The organism is Pimelobacter simplex (genome assembly GCF_900114845.1).
Lineage (GTDB): Bacteria > Actinomycetota > Actinomycetes > Propionibacteriales > Nocardioidaceae > Nocardioides > Nocardioides simplex.
The window spans coordinates 183,175-198,544 of record NZ_FOUK01000002.1 but is presented as its reverse complement, the minus strand read 5'-3'; the positions used below and the strand labels follow the sequence as shown (position 1 = coordinate 198,544).

Below are 15,370 nucleotides of genomic sequence, written 5' to 3'. Positions count from 1 at the left end.
CGTCGGGCGCTACACCTTCGGGCCGATCAGCGCGTCGAGGCGGGTGACTCCTTCGCGCCTCGAGACGCTGACGATCCGGCGGTTGGACCGGCGCCACGGGATCTCGACCTGGTCGAGCGCTGCCGTGCACAGCCCGAGGATGTCCTCGGAGGCGTTGCAGAACTGCCAGCGCGGATAGCGGTAGACCTTCGGCTGGCCCGCGACCGGGCGGCGCGCCCAGTTGGCGACCCGGGCGCCGTCGGAGTGGAACAGGCCGCGCAGGAACGGGCCGGGGTGCTCGGCGACGATCGCCTGCTGCCACGGCTCGAGGACGATGGGCCGCTCGTGCTTGCGGCCGGGGCCGTGCTGGGGGAAGAGGCAGGGCCAGTGCCGCCACGAAACCGTGGTGATGACACAGCCGGGAGCGCGTCGCGTGTGTGGCCGGCCTCCGGGTTTGACCCGCCACATGAGGTCGAGCAGACGTGCGTTGTCCTCGACGTACTTCTCGTCGTTGAACACGTGCAGGTTGAAGACGGAACGCCGTCCGCTGCTGATGTGCCCGTCGCCGAGGTACCAGCCGAGGAGCTCAGCGTAGGCGGTTCGGTCGAGGTCGCCACCGTCACAGCGTGGGCACGGGACGGACGTGTGCGCCTGTCCTCGCGCCTGGCCGCGGCGCTGGTACAGCCGCCGCCAACGCCGGATCGTCGCGATCGCGACGCCATGTTTCGCTGCATTGGCGGCGTCGGGCATGCCGGCATCGGAATCGCGAAGGGCGCTCTCGACGGTCTCGGTCGGACGGACGTGCGGCATACCGACATCATCGGGCTGGGGTCTGACAGAATCGGTACGGGAGTGCCGAGTGTGGGATTCGAACCCACATGCCCTTTCGGACAACGCTTTTTGAGAGCGCCGCGTATACCGTTCCGCCAACCCGGCCAGGTCGACCTGAACGTTAGCCGAGAAGGTCGTCATCACCCACACCGCCCGGCCCGATAGCCTGAGCGCGTGACCGACAGCGCCGAGACCGCCCCGACCGCGCAGCCGACGCCGACGCAGACGCCCCGCACGGTGGTGATCGCCGAGGACGAGACCCTGATCCGGATGGATCTCGCCGAGATGCTCGCCGAGGAGGGGTACGACGTCGTCGGCCAGGCCGGCGACGGGCAGCGGGCCATCGAGCTGGCCGAGGAGCTGCGCCCGGACCTGGTCATCCTCGACGTGAAGATGCCGGTGCTCGACGGCATCGCCGCCGCCGAGGCGATCGCGAGCCAGCGGATCGCGCCGGTGGTGATGCTGACGGCGTTCTCGCAGCGCGACCTGGTCGAGCGGGCGCGCGAGGCGGGGGCGATGTCGTACCTGGTCAAGCCGTTCTCGCAGAGCGACCTGGTGCCGGCGATCGAGATGGCGCTGAGCCGGTTCGCCGAGATCGTGCAGCTCGAGAGCGAGGTCACCGACCTCAAGGAGCGGCTGGCCACGCGCAAGGCGGTCGACCGGGCCAAGGGGATCCTCCAGGAGGAGCTCTCGCTCAGCGAGTCCGAGGCGTTCCGCTGGATCCAGAAGACGGCGATGGACCTGCGGATGTCGATGCGCGAGGTCGCCGAGGGCGTCGTCACCCACGGTGTGCCCGGGCAGGGCGCCGCGGGCAGCCAGGGCTGAGGCACGCCCCGCGGCCGGGGCAAGGCCCCCGAGAGACGATCGAGACGACCCGGAGCCGGGTCGGGGGAGCAGGCGTCCCACGTTGCGCCGCTGTGTCGTCGCGCCGCAAATCATCCGACGGTCGCGTCGCTCAGGTAACAGATTCGTCATGATTTGTGATCTGGACCACTGAGTCGCTTCCAACGGGCGGTCCCGCCGGTGTAGGTTCCCGTGGCAGAAAGAACTCTGCGGGCAGCCACCGCTGCCCCTCGGCTCGACTAGGAAGCGGGACTGTCTTGAGGCGCAACAAGGTACTCAGCATCGGCGCTGCAGCGCTGGCTCTCGGGTTGACCATGACTGCTTGTGGGACGACCAAGGAGGACGGCAAGGGCGGTGGCAGTGACGCTGCCTGCGATCTGAAGCTCGCCTTCTTCGGTCCGGAGACCGGTGACGCCGCCGGCCTCGGCAAGCCGATCATCCAGGGCGCCAAGCTCGCCGTCGACCAGTACAACGCCGACGCCGACTGCAAGGTCGAGCTCGTGAAGTACGACTCGCAGGGCAGCCCGGACGCCGCTCCGGGTCTGGCGCGCGACGTCGTCGGCGACGAGAGCATCATCGGTGTCGTGGGCCCGGCCTTCTCCGGTGAGTCCGCTGCGGCGGGCCCGATCTTCGCGGACGTGGGCGTCCCGACGATCACGCCGTCGGCCACCAACCCGACGCTCGCCGACAACGGCTGGGACACCTTCCACCGGGCGCTCGGCAACGACGCCACGCAGGGTCCGGCCGCCGCGCGCTACATCAAGGACACGCTCAAGGCCGCCTCGGTCTTCGTGATCGACGACGCCTCCGAGTACGGCGCCGGCCTGGCCGGCATCGTCGAGAAGGACCTCGGCGACGCGGTCAAGGGCACCGACACCATCCAGCAGAAGCAGACCGACTTCTCGGCCACCGTCACCAAGGTGACCTCCGCGAAGCCGGACGCCGTCTTCTTCGGTGGCTACTACGCCGAGGCGACGCTGCTCATCGGCCAGCTGCGCGACGGCGGCTGGGACGGCACGTTCGTCGTGGCCGACGGCGTGAAGGACCCCGCCTTCCTCGACGCGAAGGACGCGGCCGAGGGCACCATCATCACGTGCCCCTGCATCCCGGACACCGACCCGGCCGTGGCGCAGTTCGCGAAGGACTACGAGGCCGCGTTCGGTGAGGCTCCCGGCACCTACGCCGCCGAGTCGTACGACGCCGCGAACATCTTCCTCGACGGCATCGGTGACGGCATCGACAACCGCGAGGACATGCTCAAGTTCGTCAACGACTACGACGAGAAGGGCATCACCAAGCAGCTGAAGTTCGACGACAAGGGCGAGCCGGCCGACGTCCACGTGTACGCGTACACGGTCAAGGACGGTGCGATCGTCCCCGAGGGCGAGATCAAGTGATCGAGCGCTGATTCGTCCGACATGACAGAGACGCGGCCGGGGACGCAGTCCCCGGCCGCGTCCCTGTCCAGAACTGGGGGCAACAAGCCTTGAACTTCGACTTCTTCTTCAGCAACCTTCCCGAGCTCACCATCACCGGGCTCGCTTTTGGTGCCATCTACGCGCTGATCGCGCTGGGCTACACGATGGTTTACGGCGTTCTGCAGCTCATCAACTTCGCTCACTCCGAAGTGTTCATGTACGGCACGTTCGCGACCCTGTGGGTGGTCATGGCCCTCGGGGCCGCCGACGCCGACGGGGTGCAGCTGATCGCGATCCTCATCGCCGCCCTGCTCGCGGCGATGGCGCTGTCGGCCCTGATCGCGCTCGCGCTCGAGCGGGTGGCCTACCGGCCGCTCATCAAGCGCGACGCACCGCGCCTCATCGCCCTCATCTCGGCGATCGGCGCGTCCTTCGTCCTGGCCGAGCTGATGGGCCTGCGCGACCGGATCGCGGGCTGGCTCCACCTCGACGACAACCTGTCCGAGTACGTCCGCAAGGCCAAGATCAACAACAGCATGGCCGGGGCGATCGAGAAGCCGCGCTTCGAGGTCGCCGGGGTCTCGATCTCCAGCATCGACGTCATCGTGATCGTCGCTGCGATCGGCATGATGATCCTGCTCGACCAGTTCGTCCGCCGGTCCCGTCTCGGCAAGGGCATCCGGGCCACGGCCCAGGACCCCGAGACGGCCGCGCTGATGGGCGTCAACCCGACCCGGACCATCCAGTACACCTTCCTCATCGGCGGCCTGATGGCCGGTGTGGCCGCCTTCCTCTACATGCTCAAGCTCGACGCGACCAACTACCAGGTCGGCTTCCTGCTGGGTGTCAAGGCGTTCACCGCAGCGGTGCTCGGAGGCATCGGCAACCTGCGCGGCGCCCTGCTGGGCGGGCTCGTGCTCGGCGTCGCCGAGAACTGGGGTCAGGCGCTGATCGGCAGCCAGTGGCGCGACGTCATCGCGTTCGTCCTGCTGGTGCTGATCCTCCTCGTCCGGCCCACCGGCCTCTTGGGCGAGTCGCTCGGAAAGGCGCGCGCATGAACACCGGACTGAAGTCGAAGGTGACGTCGCTCCCGAAGCCCGTCAAGATCCTGATCTGGCTGCTGCTGGCGCTGCTCGCCTATGCGCTGCCCCTGCTCGAGCCCCCGATCCTGTCGACGCCCGACTCGGACTTCGCGAGCGTGCTGTTCACCGTCAGCATCTACTGCCTGGTGGCGCTGGGCCTCAACATCGTCGTCGGGTACGCGGGCCTGCTCGACCTCGGGTACGTCGGCTTCTACGCCATCGGTGCCTACACGGTCGCGATCCTCACCTCGTTCCACGCGAGCTGGCCGCTCCTGCTGGCCATCCCGGTGGGCGTCGTGGCCGCCATGGTGTCGGGCATCATCCTGGGCGCACCGACGCTGCGGGTGCGGGGCGACTACCTCGCCATCGTGACCCTCGGCTTCGGCGAGATCATCCGCCTGGTCGTCCTCAACACCGAGTGGCTGGGTGCCTCGAAGGGCATCAACAACATCGGCCGGCCGCCCAACGTCGGCGACGCGCCCGACGGCCTGTTCGAGCTGCCGCACCTGTTCTGGGGCAACGGAACGGTCCTGCTCGACACGAAGGACACCACCAAGTTCCTGATCTTCGGCTACTCCGACGCCGTGCCCTTCTACTGGGTGGCCCTGACCGCCGTCATCGTGGTCCTTTTCGCCGACCGGCTGATCAAGAACAGCCGCGTCGGCCGGGCCTGGGAGGCGACCCGCGAGGACGAGGACGCCGCCGAGCTGATGGGCGTCCCGACGTTCAAGTTCAAGCTGCTCGCCTTCGCCACCGGTGCCTTCGTGGGTGGTCTGGCCGGCGGCCTGTTCGCGACTCAGCAGAGCTTCATCAATCCGCAGTCCTTCCTGCTGCTCTTCTCGATCCTCTACCTCGCGGCCGTCGTGGTCGGTGGTCAGGGCAACCGCTGGGGCGTGCTGATCGGCGCCTTCCTGGTGGCCTACCTGCCCGAGCGCTTCCGCGGGTTCGAGGACTTCCGGGTGCTGGCCTTCGGCCTGGCGCTCGTGCTGCTGGCCACGCTGCGGCCGCAGGGGCTCCTGCCCCCGCGACGCACGGTGCGCGCCAAGCAGCTGGAGCAGGAGCTCGACGAGCTCGAAGAGGGCGCCGGAGGAGAGGAGACCGCTCGTGCCTGAGGCCATTCTCGAGGTCCAGAACCTCACCTTGAAGTTCGGCGGCCTGACCGCGCTGGACGACGTCACCTTCCACATCAACGAGGGCGAGATCCTCGGCCTGATCGGCCCCAACGGCGCCGGCAAGACGACGTGCTTCAACGCCGTCACCGGCGTCTACCGCCCCACGTCGGGCAACATCCTGTTCCAGGGAGGCTCGATCGTCGGGCTCAAGAAGCACAAGATCACCCAGCGGGGGATCGCGCGCACCTTCCAGAACATCCGCTTGTTCCCGACGATGACGGCGCTCGAGAACGTGCTCGTGGGGGCCGACGCCCAGCACAGCACGGGCATGCTCACCGCGCTGTTCCGGCTGCCGAAGCACCGCCGGGAGGAGCGCGACGGGCACGACCGTGCGATGGAGCTGCTGCGCTTCATGGGCATCCACCGCAAGGCCGACGAGCTCGCCGCCAACCTCTCGTACGGCGACCAGCGGCGCCTGGAGATCGCCCGGGCGATGGCGACCAACCCCAAGCTCATCTGCCTCGACGAGCCCGCGGCCGGCTTCAACCCGGCCGAGAAGGTCGAGCTGATGAACCTCATCCGCAAGGTTCGCGACCAGGGCTTCACCGTGCTCCTCATCGAGCACGACATGAAGCTCGTGATGGGCGTGACCGATCGGATCGTCGTGCTGGAGTTCGGCAGCAAGATCGCCGAGGGCAGTCCCGCCGAGATCCGTGACAACCCCGCGGTGATCGCCGCCTACCTGGGAGTGGACGAGGAAGATGCTTCTTGAGGTCGAGGGCCTGTGTGTGAACTACGGACACATCGAGGCCATCCGTGACATCAGCTTCGCCGTCCCCGAGGGCACCGTCACCACGTTGATCGGTGCCAACGGGGCCGGCAAGACGACCACCCTGAAGACGATCTCCGGCCTGCGCAAGATCCGCGCCGGCTCGGTCAGGTTCGACGGAAAGGACATCAACGACATCCCGCCGTACGAGCGCGTCAAGCTCGGCATCGGGCAGTCCCCGGAGGGCCGGCGCTGCTTCGTCGGCATGACGGTGCGCGAGAACCTCGAGATGGGCGCGTTCACGCGCAACGACCGCAAGTCGGCGGCCTATCGCGAGGATGTCGATCGCGTGCTCGGGCTGTTCCCGCGGCTGGCCGAGCGGATCGACCAGGTCTCGGGCACGATGTCGGGCGGCGAGCAGCAGATGCTGGCGATCGGCCGGGCACTCATGTCCCGGCCGCGGCTGCTGCTGCTCGACGAGCCGTCGATGGGACTGGCGCCCAAGCTGATCCAGCAGATCTTCAACATCATCACGGAGATCAACGAGCAGGGCACCACCGTGCTGCTCGTCGAGCAGAACGCCGCGCAGGCGCTCAAGCGCTCGCACGACGCGCACGTGCTCGAGACCGGCGAGATCAAGCGGTCCGGCACCGGTGCCGAGCTCGCGGTCGACCCGGCGGTCAAGGCCGCCTACCTGGGCGGCGACCTCTAGGCCTCCCGCGGCACGACGACGACGAAGGGCCCCGGCACCGCCGGGGCCCTTCGTCGTGCGCTCCTGCGCAGCAGACGCCCTAGAGCACCTTCGACAGGAACGACTGCGTCCGCTCGTGCTGCGGGTGGCTCAGGACGTCGGCCGGGCGGCCCTCCTCGACCACGACGCCGCCGTCCATGAAGACCAGGTGGTCGCCGACCTCGCGGGCGAAGCCCATCTCGTGGGTGACGACCATCATCGTCATGCCCTCCTGGGCGAGCTCCTTCATCACGGCGAGGACGTCGCCGACGAGCTCGGGGTCGAGGGCGCTGGTGGGCTCGTCGAAGAGCATCATGTCGGGGTTCATCGAGAGGGCGCGGGCGATGGCGACGCGCTGCTGCTGGCCGCCGGAGAGGTGGGCCGGGTAGGCCGACTCCTTGTCGGAGAGGCCGACCTTGGCCAGGGTCTGGCGGGCGATCTCGACGGCTTCGTCCTTGCTGCGCCGGCGCACGTTGCGCTGGGCGAGGGTGAGGTTCTTGAGGACGGACAGGTGCGGGAACAGGTTGAACTGCTGGAACACCATGCCTATCCGGGAGCGGATGTCGTCGAGGTCGGTACGGCGGTCGCAGATGTCGATGCCCTCGATGAGGATCTCGCCGGAGGTGGGCTCCTCGAGCCGGTTCACGCAGCGCAGCAGCGTCGACTTCCCGGAGCCGGAGGGGCCGATGACGCACACGACCTGGCCGGCGTCGACCTGGAAGTCGATGCCCTGGAGCACCTCGTGCCTGCCGTAGTGCTTGTGCAGGCCGCGGACCTGGATCGCCGGCACCGGGGCACCGGGCTCGCGGGGGAGCGAGGTCTGCTCGGCGGTCATCGGACGGCCCTCCTCTGGCGGCGCTCGAGCCAGGCGACGAGCTGGGTGAGCGGCAGGGTGATGACGAGGTACAGGATCGCGGCCTGGATCAGGCTGGTCGCGGTACCGGTGGACGGGCCGCTGGACAGGAAGTCGCGGGCGACGGAGGTCAGCTCGCGCTGGTCGGCGGCGGCGCCGAGCAGGAAGAGGAGCGCGGTGTCCTTGATGAGCAGCACGAACTCGTTGGTCAGCGGCGGGATGACGATCCGGAACGCCTGGGGGAGCACCACCCGGACGGTGGTCGCCCCGGGGCGCATGCCCAGCGACCGCGCGGCTTCGGTCTGGCCCTTGGGCACCGCCTGGATGCCGGCGCGCAGGGTCTCGGCCATGTAGGCGCCGGCCACCAGGATCAGGCCGATCAGGCCCGCGCCGACCAGGCCGCCCGGCGGCGTCCAGCCGAAGGCGATCGGCAGGCCGGTCGCCATGAAGACCATGACGACCAGCGCCGGCAGACCGCGGAAGAACTCGATGTAGGCGGTCGCCAGCCACCGGTAGGGCGCCACGGGGGAGAGCCGCATCAGCGCGAGCAGCAGGCCCAGCGCGAGCCCGCCGCCGAACGCGATCGCGGTGTACTTGACGGTGTTGACCAGACCGATGGTGATCAGGTCCTGCCAGTTGCCGTCGGCCCACGAGACGCCGTCCGGGTTCCAGAAGTTGTCGCGGATCGTCGGCCAGTCGGCTACCAGCGCGAGCACGACGATGCCCACGACGAGCACGGCGTACAGCACGACCTGGATCAGCGCGGCGCGCTGCCTGCGGGTCACTCCATCCCCCCTTCGCGAAGCCCCGCCCGACTAGTTCTCGGTCGTGAAGTACTTCGCGTAGATCGTGTCGTAGGTACCGTCCTTGTGCATCTCCTCGAGGGCACCGTCGACGTCGTCGACGAGCTGGCTGTTGCCCTTCTTCATGGCGAAGCCGTACTCCTCGCTGGTGTCGTACTGCTCGACGATCTTGAACTTGCCGTCACGGGTGTGGTCGAGGTTGACCGGGAGGTCCTGGAGCAGCGCCTGGACCTGGCCGGCCTTGATCGCCTGGAACATCTCGGCGTCGCTGGGGAACGTGATGATGTCGGCCCCCTTGGCGTTCTCCTCGGTGTAGGTCTTGCCGGTGGTGCCCTGCTGGACGCCGACCTTGACGCCGTCGAGGTCGCCGATGGCCGCGATCTTGCTGTCGGCCGGCACGAGCAGCGACTGCTTCGAGTCGTAGTAGCCGTCGGAGAAGTCGAGGTTCTTCTTGCGGTCGTCGGTGATCGTCATCGCGGACGCCGCCAGGTCGCACTGGCCCGCGGCGAGCGCCTGGCCGCTCTGGAGCGCGTCGAAGGACGAGTCCTGGATCTTCAGCTTGAGGTCGAGCCGCTTGGCGACCTCGGAGACGATGTCGACGTCGAAGCCCTTGAAGCCGGTGGGACTGGACTTGTCGAAGTCCTCGAACGGCGGGTAGGGCACGTCGGAGCACACGGTGAGGGTGCCCTTGGTGACGATGTCGGCGCCGGTGCTGGACTTGCTGTCCTCCGAGCCGCAGGCTCCGAGCGCGAGAGTGGTCAGGCCGGCGATGCCGAGGGCGAGGATCCGAGTACGTCGCATGGCCGCACTGTAGGCCTATCAGGGCCCGTTGCACGAGGACCTTGGCGCCGGATCTGCGAATCGGCGCGTCGTGACGCTCCGTCGGTCTCGGCGCGGTCTCGGCGCGGTCTCGGGCGGGTTTCGGAGGGGTATCGGTGGGGTCTCGGCGCGGCCTCAGCGCAGGGCGCCGACGGCGGCGGTGAGCAGCGGCGCGAGGGCGAGCGCGGGCAGCAGGTCGGCCACCGCGACGGGCTTGAGGTCGAGCAGGCGCAGTGCCACGCCGACGAGGAGCAGCCCGCCGGTGGCGGTCAGCGCGGCGAGCTCGGCGTCCGGGAGGACGTCGCCCAGGCCGAGCCCGGCCAGCGTGAGCGAGCCCTGGACGACGACCAGCGTGAGCACGCTCGCCGCGACGCCCCACCCGAAGGCGGCGGCGAAGGCGACCGCCGCGAAGCCGTCGAGCGCGGACTTGAGGTAGAGCTCGTCGGCGCCCTTGCCCAGCCCGTCGTTGAGCGAGCCCAGGATGGTCAGGGGCCCGGTGCAGAAGATCAGCGAGGAGATGACGAAGCCCTCGACGAAGCGCTGGCGCTCGGCGCTGCCGGTCTCACCGGCGAGGCGCCTCTGCAGCCAGGCACCGAGCCCCTCGACCCGCTGCTCCAGGCGCAGCAGCGAGCCGACGATCCCGCCGAGCAGGACCGCGCCGAGCACGATCAGCATCGGCGCGCTGTCGCCTACGGCGGCGGCGAGGTCGGGATCGAGCACGGCCATCGCCGAGGTGCCCGCGATGAGCAGGGTGACCAGGCCCAGGCCGTCGGTGACGAGGTCCCGGGTGCGCTGGGGGAGCCGGTCGCCGGCGAGCCGGCCGAGGGCGGCGCCGAGCAGGACGGCGGCCGCGTTGACGGCGGTTCCGGTACCGGGGATCACGGGCCTGCTCCTTCTTGGGGGATCGGTCTGTCGCGGTCGTCCCGGTGAGCGTAGTGTTGCGCCCCGGACCGGCCCGCCGGACGGTCCACCACGCTGGTCTCGGGAGGGGAGGCAAGGGTCCTATGACACGTACTTCAGTGACCACGCGCGCAGCGACGCGCGACGATGCGCCTGCCCTGGCCGAGCTGTGGAGCGACGCCGTACGACGGGCCGACCGCGCCGACCAGGTCGCCGACATCGAGCTGGTGATCAAGGCCGCCGAGATGTCGCCCGAGCAGCGCGTCGTCGTCGTCGAGTACGACGGCCAGGTGGCCGGCGCGGTCTACCTGCGGATCACGACGCTCTCCCCGATCAACCTCGAGCCCTGCGTCCAGTCGATCCAGCCGCGGGTCTTCGACCGCTGCCGCCGGCACGGCGCCGGCCACGCGCTGATGGAGGCCGCGACGGCGTTCGCCGAGGAGCACGGCATCCTGCACGTGGTCACCGCGGTGCCCAACAGCTCGCGCGAGGCCAACCGGTTCATGGCGCGGCTGGGCCTGGCGCCGGTCGTGATGTACCGGATCGCGCCGACCTCGCTGCTGCGCAGCCGGGTCTCGCCGCAGCGCCAGCAGACCGGCGTCGAGGGCACCCGGCACCGGGTGCTGGCCGCGCGCCGCTCGCTGCGTCGCAGCCGGGCCGAGCGGCTGTCGCTGCCCGACCCCGAGCAGGCCTGAGCCCGCCGCCTCAGCCCTGGGGGTTGGGGTCGCGCGCCAGCAGCGCGCAGGTGATCCGCGAGGTGCAGACCCGGCGGCCCTCCTCGTCGCTGATCACGATCTCGTAGCTCGCCATCGACCGGCCGCGGTGCAGCGGCGTCGCGACGCCGGTGACGGTGCCCTTGGTGGCGGAGCGGTGGTGGGTGGCGTTGATGTCGACGCCGACGGCGAACCTGTCGGGGCCGGCGTTGAGCGCCGCGGCGACCGAGCCGAGCGTCTCGGCCAGCACCACCGAGGCGCCGCCGTGGAGCAGGCCGTAGGGCTGGGTGTTGCCCTCGACGGGCATGGTCGCGACGACGCGGTCGGGCGTGACGTCGACGAGCTCGATGCCCATCCGCTCGTTGAGGGCGCCCATGTTGGCGCGGGCGAACTCGGCGATCTCCTCAGCGGTGGTCATGGCCCCGACGATAGCGAGCACCGTCGTGGCGGGAGCTGTCGGTCCACCTCGGTAGAGTCGCCGGGTGACCGAGCCGAACCGTCCGCCACGCCTCCTGCTCCTCGACGGCCACTCCCTGGCCTACCGCGCGTTCTTCGCGCTGCCGGTGGAGAACTTCTCGACCGCGACCGGGCAGAACACCAATGCGGTCTACGGGTTCACCTCGATGCTCGTCAACGTGCTGCGCGACGAGCAGCCGACGCACGTGGCGGTCGCCTTCGACCTCTCCCGGCAGACCTTCCGGCTCGAGGAGTACTCCGAGTACAAGGCCAAGCGCAACAAGACCCCGGGTGAGTTCAGCAGCCAGCTCCCGCTGATCCAGCGGATGCTCGACACCTTCTCGATCAAGTACCTCACCGCGCCCGGCTACGAGGCCGACGACATCATCGCCACGCTCGTCACCCAGGCCCTGGCCGACGAGACCGCCGGGCTCGAGGTGCTCATCCTCACCGGCGACCGCGACTCGCTCCAGCTCGTCACCGAGCGCTCGACCGTGCTCTACCCGATGCGGGGCGTCTCCGACCTGGCGCGCATGACGCCCGCCGCCGTCGAGGAGAAGTACGGCGTCCCGCCGCACCGCTACCCCGAGCTCGCCGCGATCGTGGGCGAGACCTCCGACAACCTGCCCGGCGTCCCCGGCGTGGGGGCCGGCTTCGCCGCGCGCTGGATCAACACCTACGACGGCCTCGACAACGTGATCGCCCAGGCCGACAAGATCACCGGCAAGAAGGGCGAGGCGTTCCGCGAGCACCTCGGCGACGTCATCCGCAACCGGCGGCTCAACGCGCTCGTGCGCGACCTCGACCTCGGCGTCGCGATGGACGACCTGGTGCTGACCGAGTGGGACCGCGCGGCGGCGCTCGAGCTGCTCGACGAGCTGGAGTTCCGCGGCGAGCTGCGCACCCGGATCCTCGACGTCGTCGCCCCGGCCGAGGACATCCCGGTCGAGGCCGGCGTCGACCTCGACGGCACGACGCTCGCGCCCGACGCGGTCGCCGGCTGGCTCGACGCGGTGGGCGACCAGACGGTCGGCCTCAGCGTGCGGGGCTCGTGGGGGAGCGGCACCGGCCGGGTGAGCGGGCTGGCGTTCGCGCTCGCCGAAGGCACCGCGGCCTATATCGACGTCGAGGCGATGAGCCAGGCCGACGACGCCGCGGTGGCCGGCTGGCTCGCCGACGCCGCCAAGCCCAAGGTGCTCCACGACGCCAAGGGCCCGCTGCACGCGCTCGCCGCGCAGGGCTGGACGCTGGCCGGCGTCGTCGAGGACACCGCGCTCGCCGCCTACCTCGTCGCCCCCGACCAGCGCTCCTACGACCTGGCCGACCTCACGCTGCGCTACCTGCACCGCGAGCTCACCCAGAACGACGACCCCGACCAGGGCGAGCTCCTCTTCGACGAGGGCGGTACCGACCAGGGCGGCGTCGCGAGCAGCGCGATGGTCCAGGCGCGCGCCGCGCTCGACCTGTCCGCCGAGCTCGCCGACGAGGTCGAGAAGGCCGGCGGCCGCGGGCTGCTGACCGACGTCGAGCTACCGCTGGTGCGCGTGCTCGCCGGGCTCGAGCAGACCGGCATCGCGGTCGACACCGAGCACCTCGAGGGCCTCGAGGCGCACTTCGGCGACGAGGTGCGCAAGGAGGCCGAGGCGGCGTACGCCGTGATCGGCAAGGAGATCAACCTCGGCTCGCCCAAGCAGCTCCAGGTCGTGCTCTTCGACGAGCTCAACATGCCCAAGACCAAGCGCACCAAGACCGGCTACACCACCGACGCCGACGCGCTGCAGAGCCTGTTCGTGCAGACCGAGCACCCGTTCCTGCTCCATCTGCTGCGCCACCGCGAGGTGATCCGTCTGCGCCAGACCATCGAGGGCCTGCTCAAGACGGTGCAGCCCGACGGCCGGATCCACACCACGTTCCACCAGACGATCGCGGCGACCGGCCGCCTGTCCAGCACCGAGCCGAACCTGCAGAACATCCCGGTCCGCACCGAGGAGGGCCGCCGGATCCGCGAGAGCTTCGTCGTCGGCGCGGGCTACGACTCGCTCATGACCGCGGACTACAGCCAGATCGAGATGCGGATCATGGCGCACCTCTCCGAGGACGAGCTGCTCATCGAGGCGTTCCGCTCCGGCCGTGACTTCCACGCCGAGACCGCCTCGCGGGTCTTCGACGTCGAGCCCGACGCGGTCACCCCCGAGATGCGGGCCAAGATCAAGGCGATGAACTACGGCCTCGCCTACGGCCTGTCGGCCTTCGGCCTCTCCCAGCAGCTCGGCATCGAGCCGGGCGAGGCGCGCGGGCTGATGGACGACTACTTCGAGACCTTCGGCGGCATCCGCGACTACCTCGGCGGCGTCGTCGACGAGGCGCGCCGGACCGGCTTCACCGAGACGATCATGGGCCGGCGCCGCTACCTGCCCGACCTGACCAGCGACAACCGGATGCGCCGCGAGTCGGCCGAGCGGATGGCGCTCAACGCGCCCATCCAGGGCTCGGCCGCCGACCTGATCAAGGTCGCCATGCTCCGCACCGACGCCGCCCTGCGCGAGGCGGGGCTGACCTCACGGATGCTGCTCCAGGTCCACGACGAGCTCGTGTTCGAGGTCGCCGCCGGCGAGGCCGACGTCCTCGAGAAGCTGGTCCGCGAGCAGATGGCGGGCGCGGCCGAGCTGACCGTGCCACTCGACGTCTCCGTCGGCACCGGCCGCAGCTGGCACGAGGCCGCGCACTGACCGCTGCGGGACGGCCGCGCGCTCAGGCGGCGGCGGTCTCGGCGTCCGAGCGGTGCCGGACCATCTGCAGCACGACCAGGACGACGAGCACGGCCGCGTCGACGGCCGCGACGGTGGTCGCCAGGCCGGTGACGCTGGTGGCGAGGGAGCCGAGCGCGATGAGCGCGACGACGCCGCCGGCGACGAGGTACTTGGTCGCGGCACCGCGGCGGGCCAGGCCGGCGTAGACCAGCAGCTGGAGCAGCGCGAGCAGGGCGCCGAGGACGGCGAAGAGCCAGAGCTCGTCCTGGACGCCGGCGTACTCGTTGCCGCCGATGAAGACCAGTGCGATGTCGGAGAGCAGGTACGTCGCGCCGATGCAGGCCGCGCCGAGGGCGGAGAGGAAGACGAGGCCCTTGATCACGGCCGCGCGGCTCTCGCCGTCGGTGGACATCGATGGGAACAGGACGACGACGGCGAACTGCGGCAGGAAGAGCACGGCCTTGGTGACGATGAGTCCGCCGGCGTACAGGCCGGCGTCGTGCTCGCCGAGGCCGCTGCGGGCCACGACGACGTCGAGGTTCGAGAGCGCGACGAACGCGAGGAGGGCCACCGAGCTGCCGACGGTCTCGCGCAGGACGTCGCGCCGGATGGTGTGCTCCTCGGCGGCACCGCCCTCGCGGCGGGGGTGCCGGCCGAGTGCCCAGGCGCCGACGAGGACCGGCACCCACGAGGCCACGAGGACGCCGAGCATGGCGCTGGTCTCGGTGCGCCAGGCGAACAGGAACGCGGCGCCGATCAGCACGCGGGGGATGCCGACGCCGAGGTAGACCAGGCTCAGCGGCAGCCAGCGCCGCTCACCCTGGAGGACGCCGGCCTGGGCTCCCATCACCGTCGTCGGGACGACGGCCAGGCCGAGCAGCAGTGCCGGCAGCAGGCCGTCGAGCCGCAGCACCTTCCACACGAGCGGCGACGCGGCGACGGCGAGCGCGCCGACGACGAAGGCCGCGCGCCAGGCGGTCTTGAGCACCGCCGCCTCGATCACGGCGACGTCGTGCGGGTCGGCGGAGATCCGCCGCGCACAGGTGGCCTGGAGGCCGAGCTGGACCACCGAGAGCACCATCAGCAGCGCCATCATGCCGGCCACGGCGCCGTACTGGCCGGGGCCGAGCAGGCGGGCGGAGACGATCTGGAAGGCGTAGGTGCCGACGTTCATCGCCGCGATCGCGATGGCGATGCCGGCGCTGCTGCGCAGCAGCCGGATCAGCCGCGACTCGGCGGGGCGGGTGGTCGTCGTCACCAGAGCAGGTTAGGGGGTTCCTGGGCGCGCCGCCGAAGTCGGGCCTGCGTGGCG

The 15,370-nt window shown here is 70.2% G+C and carries 15 protein-coding genes and 1 tRNA gene; 8 read left to right on the top strand and 8 right to left on the bottom strand.

What is annotated here, in order from left to right:
- Positions 1-9: 9 nt before the first annotated feature.
- Together BM223_RS08510 and BM223_RS08505 are read right to left on the bottom strand one after the other, a co-directional pair.
- Entirely contained in the window at positions 10-789 is a 780-nt protein-coding gene (locus BM223_RS08510; protein ID WP_038678423.1) for a hypothetical protein, read from the bottom strand.
- Between the two features lie 43 nt (positions 790-832).
- Positions 833-915, bottom strand: a tRNA-Leu gene (locus BM223_RS08505).
- A 132-nt stretch (positions 916-1,047) separates the two neighbouring features.
- On the opposite strand from BM223_RS08505, the gene BM223_RS08500 reads away from it, so the two are divergent.
- The 6 genes from BM223_RS08500 (at position 1,048) to BM223_RS08475 (ending at position 6,746) form a co-directional block, all read left to right on the top strand.
- The gene (locus BM223_RS08500; RefSeq protein WP_255319130.1) at positions 1,048-1,635 is read left to right on the top strand and encodes an ANTAR domain-containing response regulator; all 588 of its coding nucleotides are present in this window, start codon (positions 1,048-1,050) and stop codon (positions 1,633-1,635) included.
- Between the two features lie 332 nt (positions 1,636-1,967).
- Positions 1,968-3,050: a branched-chain amino acid ABC transporter substrate-binding protein gene (locus BM223_RS08495; protein WP_075018542.1), complete on the top strand. Its 1,083-nt coding sequence runs from the start codon at positions 1,968-1,970 to the stop codon at positions 3,048-3,050.
- A gap of 89 nt (positions 3,051-3,139) precedes the next feature.
- On the top strand, positions 3,140-4,129 hold the full coding sequence (locus BM223_RS08490) for a branched-chain amino acid ABC transporter permease (protein WP_038678428.1): 990 nt from the start codon (positions 3,140-3,142) through the stop codon (positions 4,127-4,129).
- Positions 4,126-5,265: a branched-chain amino acid ABC transporter permease gene (locus tag BM223_RS08485; protein ID WP_052138506.1), complete on the top strand. Its 1,140-nt coding sequence runs from the start codon at positions 4,126-4,128 to the stop codon at positions 5,263-5,265. Before BM223_RS08490 ends, BM223_RS08485 begins: the two co-directional genes overlap by 4 nt.
- Entirely contained in the window at positions 5,258-6,037 is a 780-nt protein-coding gene (locus BM223_RS08480) for an ABC transporter ATP-binding protein (RefSeq protein ID WP_038678430.1), read from the top strand. The genes BM223_RS08485 and BM223_RS08480 overlap by 8 nt, the downstream gene beginning before the upstream one ends.
- 16 nt (positions 6,038-6,053) lie before the next feature.
- The gene (locus BM223_RS08475) at positions 6,054-6,746 is read left to right on the top strand and encodes an ABC transporter ATP-binding protein (RefSeq protein WP_240532647.1); all 693 of its coding nucleotides are present in this window, start codon (positions 6,054-6,056) and stop codon (positions 6,744-6,746) included.
- A 79-nt stretch (positions 6,747-6,825) separates the two neighbouring features.
- Here BM223_RS08475 and BM223_RS08470 read toward each other — a convergent pair whose 3' ends face one another.
- From BM223_RS08470 to BM223_RS08455, 4 genes are all read right to left on the bottom strand, one after another.
- On the bottom strand, positions 6,826-7,599 hold the full coding sequence (locus BM223_RS08470) for an amino acid ABC transporter ATP-binding protein (protein WP_052138507.1): 774 nt from the start codon (positions 7,597-7,599) through the stop codon (positions 6,826-6,828).
- Positions 7,596-8,402: an amino acid ABC transporter permease gene (locus BM223_RS08465; protein ID WP_038678433.1), complete on the bottom strand. Its 807-nt coding sequence runs from the start codon at positions 8,400-8,402 to the stop codon at positions 7,596-7,598. The genes BM223_RS08470 and BM223_RS08465 overlap by 4 nt, the downstream gene beginning before the upstream one ends.
- Before the next feature lie 30 nt (positions 8,403-8,432).
- Positions 8,433-9,221 carry an ABC transporter substrate-binding protein gene (locus tag BM223_RS08460; RefSeq protein WP_052138508.1) on the bottom strand — a complete coding sequence of 263 codons (789 nt, stop codon included), beginning with the start codon at positions 9,219-9,221 and terminating at the stop codon, positions 8,433-8,435.
- A gap of 153 nt (positions 9,222-9,374) precedes the next feature.
- A complete protein-coding gene (locus tag BM223_RS08455; RefSeq protein WP_174823533.1) occupies positions 9,375-10,121 on the bottom strand; it encodes a DUF554 domain-containing protein in 747 nt (248 codons plus the stop codon).
- Between the two features lie 137 nt (positions 10,122-10,258).
- On the opposite strand from BM223_RS08455, the gene BM223_RS08450 reads away from it, so the two are divergent.
- A complete protein-coding gene (locus BM223_RS08450; RefSeq protein WP_052138509.1) occupies positions 10,259-10,834 on the top strand; it encodes a GNAT family N-acetyltransferase in 576 nt (191 codons plus the stop codon).
- A 10-nt stretch (positions 10,835-10,844) separates the two neighbouring features.
- On the opposite strand, the gene BM223_RS08445 is transcribed toward BM223_RS08450, so the two are convergent.
- Entirely contained in the window at positions 10,845-11,270 is a 426-nt protein-coding gene (locus BM223_RS08445; protein ID WP_052138510.1) for a hotdog fold thioesterase, read from the bottom strand.
- 64 nt (positions 11,271-11,334) lie between these two features.
- Between BM223_RS08445 and polA the strand changes: the two genes are divergently transcribed.
- Positions 11,335-14,037 carry a DNA polymerase I gene (polA, locus tag BM223_RS08440; RefSeq protein WP_038678437.1) on the top strand — a complete coding sequence of 901 codons (2,703 nt, stop codon included), beginning with the start codon at positions 11,335-11,337 and terminating at the stop codon, positions 14,035-14,037.
- A 22-nt stretch (positions 14,038-14,059) separates the two neighbouring features.
- Here polA and BM223_RS08435 read toward each other — a convergent pair whose 3' ends face one another.
- Complete coding sequence (locus BM223_RS08435) at positions 14,060-15,316, bottom strand: MATE family efflux transporter (RefSeq protein ID WP_235319255.1); 1,257 nt, start codon at positions 15,314-15,316, stop codon at positions 14,060-14,062.
- Positions 15,317-15,370 lie beyond the last annotated feature (54 nt).

Excerpts from the sequence above, each read along its gene's own strand:
- BM223_RS08510 (WP_038678423.1), bottom strand. The coding sequence starts at position 789 with ATGCCGCACGTCCGTCCGACCGAGACCGTCGAGAGCGCCCTTCGCGAT.
- BM223_RS08495 (WP_075018542.1), top strand. The coding sequence starts at position 1,968 with ATGACTGCTTGTGGGACGACCAAGGAGGACGGCAAGGGCGGTGGCAGT.
- BM223_RS08485 (WP_052138506.1), top strand. The coding sequence starts at position 4,126 with ATGAACACCGGACTGAAGTCGAAGGTGACGTCGCTCCCGAAGCCCGTC.
- BM223_RS08470 (WP_052138507.1), bottom strand. The coding sequence starts at position 7,599 with ATGACCGCCGAGCAGACCTCGCTCCCCCGCGAGCCCGGTGCCCCGGTG.
- BM223_RS08460 (WP_052138508.1), bottom strand. The coding sequence starts at position 9,221 with ATGCGACGTACTCGGATCCTCGCCCTCGGCATCGCCGGCCTGACCACT.
- BM223_RS08445 (WP_052138510.1), bottom strand. The coding sequence starts at position 11,270 with ATGACCACCGCTGAGGAGATCGCCGAGTTCGCCCGCGCCAACATGGGC.